This window comes from Comamonas sp. (assembly GCF_036666375.1).
Lineage (GTDB): Bacteria > Pseudomonadota > Gammaproteobacteria > Burkholderiales > Burkholderiaceae_C > Comamonas.
The window spans coordinates 1-9585 of the sequence record NZ_JAVWWA010000045.1 but is presented as its reverse complement, the minus strand read 5'-3'; the positions used below and the strand labels follow the sequence as shown (position 1 = coordinate 9585).

Annotated in this window: 5 protein-coding genes; all 5 read right to left on the bottom strand. The window is 68.3% G+C overall.

What is annotated here, in order from left to right; genetic code table 11:
* Nucleotides 1-294: 294 nt before the first annotated feature.
* Nucleotides 295-1890: an ABC transporter substrate-binding protein gene (locus tag RR928_RS12630; protein ID WP_332537566.1), complete on the bottom strand. Its 1596-nt coding sequence runs from the start codon at nucleotides 1888-1890 to the stop codon at nucleotides 295-297.
* A gap of 42 nt (nucleotides 1891-1932) precedes the next feature.
* Entirely contained in the window at nucleotides 1933-3618 is a 1686-nt protein-coding gene (locus RR928_RS12625; RefSeq protein ID WP_332547850.1) for a hydantoinase B/oxoprolinase family protein, read from the bottom strand.
* The gene (locus RR928_RS12620; protein WP_332682752.1) at nucleotides 3615-5315 is read right to left on the bottom strand and encodes a hydantoinase B/oxoprolinase family protein; all 1701 of its coding nucleotides are present in this window, start codon (nucleotides 5313-5315) and stop codon (nucleotides 3615-3617) included. The genes RR928_RS12625 and RR928_RS12620 overlap by 4 nt, the downstream gene beginning before the upstream one ends.
* Nucleotides 5312-7465, bottom strand: a complete 2154-nt coding sequence (locus tag RR928_RS12615) for a hydantoinase/oxoprolinase family protein (RefSeq protein WP_332682750.1) — start codon at nucleotides 7463-7465, stop codon at nucleotides 5312-5314. The genes RR928_RS12620 and RR928_RS12615 overlap by 4 nt, the downstream gene beginning before the upstream one ends.
* 211 nt (nucleotides 7466-7676) lie before the next feature.
* Nucleotides 7677-9266, bottom strand: coding sequence for a DUF4394 domain-containing protein (locus RR928_RS12610; RefSeq protein WP_332547853.1), 1590 nt, complete (start codon nucleotides 9264-9266; stop codon nucleotides 7677-7679).
* Nucleotides 9267-9585 lie beyond the last annotated feature (319 nt).

Below are 9585 nucleotides of genomic sequence, written 5' to 3'. Positions count from 1 at the left end.
CGGATTTGTTTCATGCGCACGGGGCTTGCGTCAGACGCTGGTCGGCTGAGCGACCCGGTCCGGCAATGCCTTGATGGCAGGCTTCGATTCTTCGACGGGCTCAGGACTCAGCCCAAACGGATCTTGACCGCTCGCCCCGAGCCTGGCTAAGGGCCCTCCGCGTCCTCCCTGAGTTTGTCGAAGGGCCAGCCCCCGTTCGCCCTGAGCCTGTCGAAGGGCGCCTCCCCCCGTTCGCCCTGAGCTTGTCGAAGGGCGCTTCCCCCGTTCGCCCTGAGCTTGTCGAAGGGCCGGTATTTACTTCTTGGGCTCGACCCACACATCCGCCAGATTCGATTCCACCCCATCGGCCGTCAGCGAGTGGTCGTGCACGCGCTGGTTGGCAATGGTGATGAACTCGGGCTGGTAGAGGTTGAGATCGGGCACGTCGCGCGCCACGGTGTCCTGGAAGTCCTTGAACAGCTTCTTGCGCTTGGCGACATCGTTTTCCACGGCCGCGTCTTCGAGCAGCTTGTCGACCACGGGGTTGTTGTAGTGCGTGCCGTTGGAGAAGGGCACGCCCTTGATGAAGTTCTTCGACCAGTACAGCCGCTGCACGCCCACCGTCGGGTCGAACAGGTTGCTCGCGCCGTTGGTGGTGAAGGCGAAGTCGCGGTCGGTGTAGATGCGCTTGATGAAGGCGCTCGGGTCCTGGGCGCGCACCGTCACCGCTATGCCAATGCGCGCCAGCGCGGTGCGGATGTAGTCGGGCAGGCGCGAGCCTTCGGCGCTGATCGGGTTGAAGTCCAGCGGCAGCTCGAAGCGCACGCCGCCGGCCTTGCGCGGATAGCCGGCCTCGTCGAGCAGCGCATTGGCTTTCTTCAGGTCGTAGGCATAGGGCGAGGGCGCGGGGTCGTGGTAGGCCGTGAGGCCGGGAGCGATGGGCGAATAGCTGACCTTGCCGTAGCCGTAGTTCACGACCTTGACGATCACGCTGCGGTCCAGCGCATGGGCCACGGCCTGGCGCACCTTGTCGTTCTTGAAGTAGGCGTTGTCGAGGTTGAACTCCAGCCGCGTGACGTTGTGCGAATAGCTGTTGCCCTTGGTCTCGAAACGCAGCGAGGGGATCTTCCTGAGGCGCTCCAGATCGGACAGCGGCACGGGCGTGCGGTAGCCCAGATCGACGCTGCCGGTCTCGAAGGCCACGGCCGCCGCGGCCGGGTCGCCGACAAAGCGCACGATCAGCTGGTCGATGTAGGGCTTGGGCTTGTCCCAGTAATCGGCATTGCGCTCATAGACGATATGGCTGCCGCGCACCCATTCCTTGAACTTGAACGGGCCGGTGCCCACCGGGGCGTTGTTGTGGGGGTTCGACTGCGCCTGCGTGCCGTCGTAGAGGTGCTTGGGAACGATGGGCGTCTCGGTGGCCACCAGCGCGCGTATCAGATACGGCGCGGGCCTGGACAGGCGGATGATGGCCGTGTGCTTGTCTGGCGTGTCGATGGCGTTGACGTTGGCAAAGGTGTTGCGTCCGCGCGGGTGGATTTTTTTCAGCAGATCGATGGAGAACGCGACATCGGCCGAAGTGAACTCGCGGCCGTCATGCCATTTGACGCCCTGGCGCAGATTGAAGGTATAGGTCAGGCCGTCGGGGCTGATGCTCCATTTCGTTGCCAGCTGGGGCTGGGGATTGACGCCGTAGTCGTACTTGAGCAGGCCTTCGGTGACCTTGGCGCTGACGCTCAGGATGGGCGTGGCGACATTGCTCACGGTGACCAGCGCCGTGGGCTCGGTGGGCAGCAGCAGCGTCAGCGTGCCCGAGTGATCGGGTGGCGCCGCGTGGCTGGCCAGGCCTATGGACAGCAGGGCTGCGGCCAGAAGGGAACGGGAATGGGACGTGAACAAGAGTTTCATGGCTTTTATTGGGAACGCGGGAAAAAGAAAGTCGGCAGGCATTCAGGGCCTGGCGGGGGCAGCGGCATAGACTGCGGCGCCCTCGGAGGAGATCAGGCCGTGGCGCAGGTCCTGCTCGATGCGCGCCAGCGGTCGCTGCGCGGGCCGTCCCAGTCCGCCGCCGCCGGGCGTCTCGACTATCAGCCGGTCGCCCGCGGGCACGACCTGGCGGCCCTTGGGCTGCAGCGTCGCGCCCGAGGCCAGCTGCAGGTGGCCGGGCGCGCCGTCCAGGCCGCCGAGCGCGCCGCGCGCCGGGTGGTGCACGCGGTCGAACGCCGCGGCAATCAGCAGCGCCGCGGCCGGGTCGGCATGGCGCACTTCGATCACCTGGCCCAGGCCGCCACGCGACGCGCCGGCGCCGCCCGAGTCCTGGCGCAATTCCTTGCGCTCGAAGACCACGGGTGCCTGGGTCTCGAGAATTTCCAGCGACACATTGCGCACGCCGCTGGGGTAGGCCGTGACCGAAAGCCCGTCCTGGCCCGGGCGCGCGCCCGTGCCGCCGGTCGAAAAACTGATGATGTTGAAGCGCGGGCCATGGCGCAGCGCGGCGTTGTCTTCGGCGCTGGCACCGGCCAGGCCTTCGCCGCCGACCAGCTGCAGGTTCCACAGCGACGACGCGCCTTCGGCGGGCACGAGATCGGGCCTGGCCTGGCGCAGCGCGCCAAACACCACGTCGGGCAGCAGCTGGCCGACGACATGGCGCGCGGTCACCGCTGCCGGGTGCAGCGCGTTGAGAATGCAGCCTGCGGGCGCCTGGACGCGAATCGGCGCCAGCGAGCCGGCGTTGTTGGGCACGTCGGCGCCCACCAGGCAGCGCACGCCAAACGAGGTATAGGCATCGGTATAGGCCTTGGGCACGTTGATGCCGCGCGCCACGGTGCCCGAGGTGCCGGCGAAGTCCACGTCGATGCCGTCGTCCGAGATCGTGACCCTGGCCGTGAGCGTGATGGGCGCGTCGTAGCCATCGGCGACCAGCGTGTTGTGCCAGGTCCCCTTGGGCCAGTCGGCCAGCGCGTTGCGCATGGCGCGCGCCGACTGGCCGATGATGTAGTCGCCCAGGGCGTCGAGGTCATCGAGCGCGAACTCCTGCATCAGCGTCAGCAGCCGCCGGCTGCCGACTTCGTTGCAGGCCACCAGCGCAAACAGATCGCCTTCGACCTGGGCCGGATCGCGCACATTGGCGTGAATGATGGCCAGCACCGCGGGGTCGACCCGGCCGGCGCGGATGAAGCGCAATATGGGCAGGAACAGGCCTTCGTGGTAGATCTCCAGGCCGTCGGGGCTGGAGCCTATGCCGCCGATGTCGACCACATGCACCGTGGCCGCAAACAGCGCCACGGCGCGGCCCGCGCGGAACACCGGCGTGACCATGGTCATGTCAAACAGATGGCCCGTGCCTTTCCACGGGTCGTTGGTCAGGAACACATCGCCGGCGCGCATGGTGTCCAGCGGAAACGCATGCAGGAAATGCTTGACCGACTCGGCCATGGCATTCACATGGCCGGGCGTGCCGGTCACGGCCTGGGCGACCATGCGGCCGTCGGGCAGGAACACGCCGGCCGACAGATCGCCGGCCTCGCGCGTGGGCGTGCCGAACGCCGTGCGTATCAGCGTCTGCGCCTGTTCCTCGACCACCGACAGCAGCCGGTTCCATGCCAACTGCTGGCGTATGACTTGGGTCGCGCTCATGCCGAGACCTCCGTGGCCGCCGCGTAGGGCGCCGCGTTTTCGGGTGTGACCAGTCCGGCCCGCAGATCCTGCGCCAGGCGCGCGGGCGCGCGTTCACGCGGATTGCCCAGGCCCGCGCCGCCGGGCGTCTCGACGATCAGCACCTCGCCCGCGGGAATGAGTTGGCGGCCCTTGCCGCGCAGCGGCGTGCCAGCGTGCTGCAGCCAGGCCCGGCCCCTGGCGCCGTCGCCGCCGCCAAGCGCGCCGCGCGGCGCGAAGCGCACGCGGTCCCAGCTCGCGGCCAGCACCATGGGCGCGCCGTCGGCGTTCTCCACGGCAATCGTCTGGCCCAGGCCGCCGCGCTGCGCGCCGACGCCGCCCGAATCGGCGCGGTATTCCTTGCGCCGGAACAGCAGCGGCGCCTGGGTTTCCAGGATCTCCAGCGAGACGTTGCGCACGCCGCTGGGATAGGCCGTGGCCGACAGGCCGTCCTGGCCCGGGCGCGCGCCCGTGCCGCCGGTGGTGAAGCTGGTGATGGAGAAGCGCCGCGCCTGGGCCAGCGCTTCGTTGGGCCCGCCGGGAAACGGCCGGCCGCCGACCAGATGGATGTTCCACAGCGCCGACGCGCCTTCGGCCGGCACGCGGTCGGGCCGGGCCTGGCGCAGCGCCCCAAACACCAGATCGGGCAGCATCTGGCCTATTGCCGAGCGCGCGGTGACGGCCGCGGGCGGCAGCGCGTTGACGATGGAGCCCTCGGGCGCGCTCACCTGGATCGCGGCCAGCGAGCCCGAGTTGTTGGGCACGTCGGAGCCTATCAGGCAGCGTATGCCGAACGAGGTGTAGGCATCGGTATAGGCCTTGGGCACGTTGATGCCGCGCGCCACCGTGCCCGAGGTGCCGCTGAAGTCGACGCGCACGCCGTCGTCGTCTATGGTCACGGCCGCGTGCAGCTCCAGCGGCGTGTCGTAGCCGTCGACCGTCATGTGGTTGTGCCAGGTGCCCTTGGGCCAGTCGCGCAGCGCTTCGCGCATGGCGCGCGCCGAGCGCTCGACAATGTAGTCGCCCTGGGCCTGGAGGTCGTCGAGCGCGAACTCGCGCAGCAGCTGCTGCAGCCGGCGCGCGCCCACGGCGTTGCACGCGACCAGCGCATGCAGATCGCCTTCGACCTGCTCGGGCTCGCGCACATTGGCGCGCACGATGGCCAGGATGGACTCCTCCAGCACGCCGGCGCGCACGAAGTGCAGCAGCGGCAGGAACAGGCCTTCATGGTAGATCTCCAGGCCGTCGGGCCCCGCGCCCAGGCCGCCGATGTCGACCACATGCACGGTAGAGGCAAACAGCGCGACGATGCTGCCCTGGTGGAACACCGGCGTGACCATGACCACGTCATAGAGATGGCCCGTGCCTTTCCACGGGTCGTTGGTGATGAACACATCGCCGTCGCGCATGGTCGCGGCGGGGTAGGCGCGCAGGAAATGCAGCACCGAGTCGGCCATGGAATTCACATGGCCGGGCGTGCCGGTCACGGCCTGGGCAATCATGCGGCCGTCGGGCAGGAACACGCCGGCCGACAGATCGCCGGCCTCGCGCGTCGAGGTACCGAAGGCGGTGCGTATCAGCGCCTGGGCCTGCTCCTCGACCACGGCCAGCAGGCGGCTCCAGATCAGCTGCTGGCGTATTGCGTGGCGCGACGCCTGGCTTTGTGCGGCGGCGCTCATGCGGTCACCGCCTCTTCATGTTCCAGCACGCTGGGCGCGAGCTGCAGGGTGTCGTCGAGAATCAGCGCGCCGAGCTGGCTCACGCGCACTTCGAATCCCGTGATCACATGGGTGGTGGTTTCGTCTTCCACAATCAGCGCCGGCCCGGCAAGCCATTGCCCTGGCTGCAGCAGATGGCGCTCATAGACCGGAACGGCATGCCAGTCGCCGTTCTCGGCGTCATAGACCTGGCGGCTTTGGGTGGCAACCGCGGCGGCGCGGTCGGCGGGAATGAAGTCGGGCGCGGGCGCCGCATGTTCGCCGGCCTGCACGGCCACCGACCAGCTCACGGCTTCGGCCGCGATATGCGGCAGGCTGCGGCCGTAGAGTTCGGCGTAGCGCTGCTCGAAGCGCTGGTGCAGCGCGGCGCTGGCCGCGGCATCGAACCGCCCTTCGGGCAGGGGCACGGCAATCTCGTGGCCCTGGCCCGCGTAGCGCATGAACACCTGGCGCTGGCGCACCAGCACCTCGCCGGGCGCGGCGCGCAGCACGATGGCGTCGGCGGTCTCGGTGAGTTCGCTCAGCAGGCGCTGCACCGCCGTGTGATCGATGCGGTCCAGCCGCTGGTGCAGGCTGCGCACCGTCTGATAGGCGACCGGCGCCCAGAGAAAGCCCAGCGCCGAGCCCACGCCCGCCGAGTTGGGCACGACCAGGCGCGCAATGCCCAGCTTGCGCGCCAGCAGCGCGGCATGCAGCGGCGCGGCGCCGCCGAAAGCGATCAGCGTGCTTTCATCGGCGGCCTTGCCGAGTTCGGAGGCATGCACGCGCGCCGCATTGGCCATGTTCTCGGTGACGATGTCGACCACGGCCTGGGCCGCGGGTTCGGGCGCGAGGCCGGTCTGCGCGCCCAGGCCGCTGGCCAGCGCGGCGCGCGCCAGTTCGGGGTCGAGCTGCACCTTGCCGACGGCAAAACGCGCGGGATCGACATGGCCCAGCGCCGCATGCGCATCGGTGACCGTGGGCAGCGCGCCGCCCAGGCCATAGGCCGCGGGGCCGGGGCTGGAGCCCGCGCTGTCGGGGCCCACCTGCACCACGCCCAGGTGGTTGACGCGCGCAATCGAGCCGCCGCCCGCGCCTATCTCGACCATCTCGATCACGGGAATGCGTATCGGCAGGCCCGAGCCCTTGAGATGGCGGTGCACGCGGCCGAACTCGAAGCTGCGGCTGATCTGCGGCTGGTAGTCGTCGATGAAGCAGATCTTGGCCGTGGTGCCGCCCATGTCGAACGACAGCGCGCGCTTCGCGCCTATCTGCTCGGCCACCTGGCGCGCCAGCACCGCGCCGCCCGCGGGGCCCGACTCGACCAGGCGCACGGGCTCGTCAATGCCGCTTTGCAGCGTGGTCAGCGCGCCGCCCGACGTCATCAGGAAAGGCTCGGACTGCAGGCCGCGCTCCTTGAGCCCCTGCTGCAGGCGGCGCAGATAGCCGGCGACCAGCGGCTGCACATAGGCGTTGGCCGAGACCGTCGACAGGCGCTCGTATTCGCGGATCTCGGGGCACACATCGGAGGCCAGCGACACCCAGAGTTCGGGCGCATGCTGGGCCAGCAGGGCGCGCACGCGGCGTTCATGCAGGGGATTCGCATAGCCGTGCAGAAAGCACACGGCGACGCTTTCAATGCCGTCGGCCACGAGCTGGCGCGCCAGCGCCACGACCTGGTCCTCGTCGAGCGCCGTCAGCGCCTGGCCCGCGGCGTTGACGCGCTCGCTCACGCCATGGCGCCAGTGGCGCGGCACCAGCGGCGCGGGCTTTTCCAGAAAGACGTCGTATTGCGCGAAGCGGTCCTCGAGGCCGATCTCGACCAGATCGCGAAAGCCTTCGGTGGTGATCAGCGCGGTCTTGGCGCCCTTGCGTTCGATCAGCGCATTGGTGGCCAGCGTCGTGCCCAGGATCAGCAGCTCGACCTGCGGCCAGGCTAGGCCCGCGAGGCGCAGGATTTCCTCCACGCCCGCCAGCACGGCGCGCTCGGGCGCCTGGGGCGTGGTCAGCACCTTGACGGTGTGCTTGGTCGCGCCGCGCAGCAGCACGACATCGGTGAACGTTCCGCCGACATCGACAGCCACGCGCACGCGCGTGTCGAGGTCAGCTTTGGGGGCTTGGGTAGGTGACATGGGAATCCAGCGGCAGGTGATGGGTTCACTGCGGTCCACCGGGAAGCGGTGGCTCAGCGATAGCCTGACGATGCTAGATTTGTCTGCCGATTTACCCAACGAAGCTTTTCACGCTTCGTTATGCGGAACTTGCCATAACGCAGCGCGACGGCCCACGCCGCCTTGCGAGACAAGGCGTGGAGCGCGTCGCGTCAGAAGCGCGGATTCGCTCTCAATAGCGAATCGCGATGTCGCGCACCACCGGGCCCGCTGCGCCGCCGATATACGAGCGCGTGGCATCGCCGCTGGTGTTGCCGTACAGCGTGGCCGCACCCGTCGTCAACGTGACGGTATAGAGGCTGAACGGCCCCAGGGGTGAGGTGCGCAGCGCGGCCAGCACCAGGCCGTTGGCGCCGCCCGCGATGTCCAGCGATCCCGCGCCGTTGACGCTCAGATTCAGCGCGCCCACGTTCACCAGCGTACCGTCGTTGGGCGGCATCTGCTTGGCCAGCACGTTCTGGGCGCTGTCGATGTCGTAGAGATCGGTGGCCGTGGTGCCGGCAAAGCTGTTCGTATAGGCGCCGGCCGCGACCACGGCGGGCGTGGAGCGGTTGATGTCGCCGTCGGTCGTGGTCGCGCCGGTGTCGACGTTGATGCGCAGGCTCTGGCCCAGGTTGCTGATCACGCGCAGGCGGTCGGCCACGGGGTTGAAATCGACGACGAAGCTGCTGCCGCGCAAGCCCGCATAAGGCGCGGTGGTATCGGCCGCGTCGGCGCTCAGGCTGGCTACTGCTGTCGCGGTGCCGGTCGCCGGATCGACGGTCAGCAGGCGGCCGTTGCCGGTCAGCGCATAGAGGCGTGCGTTGGCCGGGCGGAAGTCGATTCCCAGAACGTTTTCGCCCGCCGCGAGGCCCGAGATCCTTACGGGCGCCGACAGCGTGCCGGGCGTGGCCGGCGAGAAGCTTCTGAGCTGGCCGGCGTCATCGAGGGCGTAGACCACGGCCGCCGAGGGCTGCATGAGCGTGAGGCCCAGCAGCGCTTCGCCGCTGCCGATCGTGCCCACGCGTTTCGCGCCGTCGGTGCCGCTGAGCGCAATCGTATAGAGCTGCGCACTGCCGTTCACCGACAGCGCCGCATAGGCCTGGTTGCTGCGCGCATCGATGTCGAAACCGTTGCTGACCGAGAACGCGACCTTCTGCGCCACGGGGTTTGCCAGCGTGCCGTTGTTGGGCGGGTCCTGCAGATACAAGGTTCCGGCCGCATCGAGGTTGTAGAGCTGTGTGGTCGTCGCGCCGGCAAACGAGTTGGTGTACGCCGAAGCCGTGATGATCGCGCCGGCCACGCCATTGATGGGGCCGTCGACGGTGGCCGTGCCCGTGGTCACATCCACGCGCAGGTTCTGTCCCGTATTGCTGACCAGACGCAGGCGGTCCGCGACCGGGTTGAAGTCGACGCCGAACTGGCTGCCCGCGAGCGGGGTGCTGAGCGCCGACTTGAACGTCAGCGCACCGGTCTTGGCGTCCAGCGTATAGATGCGGCTGTTCGAGCTGACCGCGTAGATCAGGCCGTCGGCCGGACGCACATCGAACCCGACCAGGGTTTCACCCGTCGCCAAGCCGGAAAGCGCGATGTTGCTGGACAGCGCGCCAGGATCGGTACGGTTGAAGCTGATGACACGGCCGGAGGCGGTGACGGCGATGGTGTTGCCCAAGGTGACCGACGGTTGGTCCGGTGCATCCGCATCACCGTTGCCGCCGCAGGCAGCCAAAGCGAAAACAGCCGACATGACCGCTACCGGGCGAAAGATCTGGAACCGATTCATTTGCATGTCCTTGAAGTGGAGGAAATGTCATGCACTTTGTTGGTTGCGATTTGGTGCCGACCTGTCCACTACCCGGGAGGCACGCGTTTGGATGCAGTGCGTAACAAAGAAATACGTATTGCCGCACCCGCCAATGGTGCGGCAGTCGCTCTTGTCGCAGAGGTTGTGGAGATCTGGCAGCTCACGCGCGCCGACCAGACCGTGTGAGCTGAAAGGGCAGGGGCCGAGTGCAGCCTCGGAAAAGCGAAAGCCCCAAGCGCTTGCGCGCTTGGGGCTTGAATTTGGTGGTCGTAGCGGGACTCGAACCTGCGACATCAGC

Bases quoted from the DNA above. Each gene is read 5' to 3' on its own strand.
- RR928_RS12630 (WP_332537566.1), bottom strand. From the start codon at position 1,890: ATGAAACTCTTGTTCACGTCCCATTCCCGTTCCCTTCTGGCCGCAGCC.
- RR928_RS12625 (WP_332547850.1), bottom strand. From the start codon at position 3,618: ATGAGCGCGACCCAAGTCATACGCCAGCAGTTGGCATGGAACCGGCTG.
- RR928_RS12620 (WP_332682752.1), bottom strand. From the start codon at position 5,315: ATGAGCGCCGCCGCACAAAGCCAGGCGTCGCGCCACGCAATACGCCAG.
- RR928_RS12615 (WP_332682750.1), bottom strand. From the start codon at position 7,465: ATGTCACCTACCCAAGCCCCCAAAGCTGACCTCGACACGCGCGTGCGC.
- RR928_RS12610 (WP_332547853.1), bottom strand. From the start codon at position 9,266: ATGAATCGGTTCCAGATCTTTCGCCCGGTAGCGGTCATGTCGGCTGTT.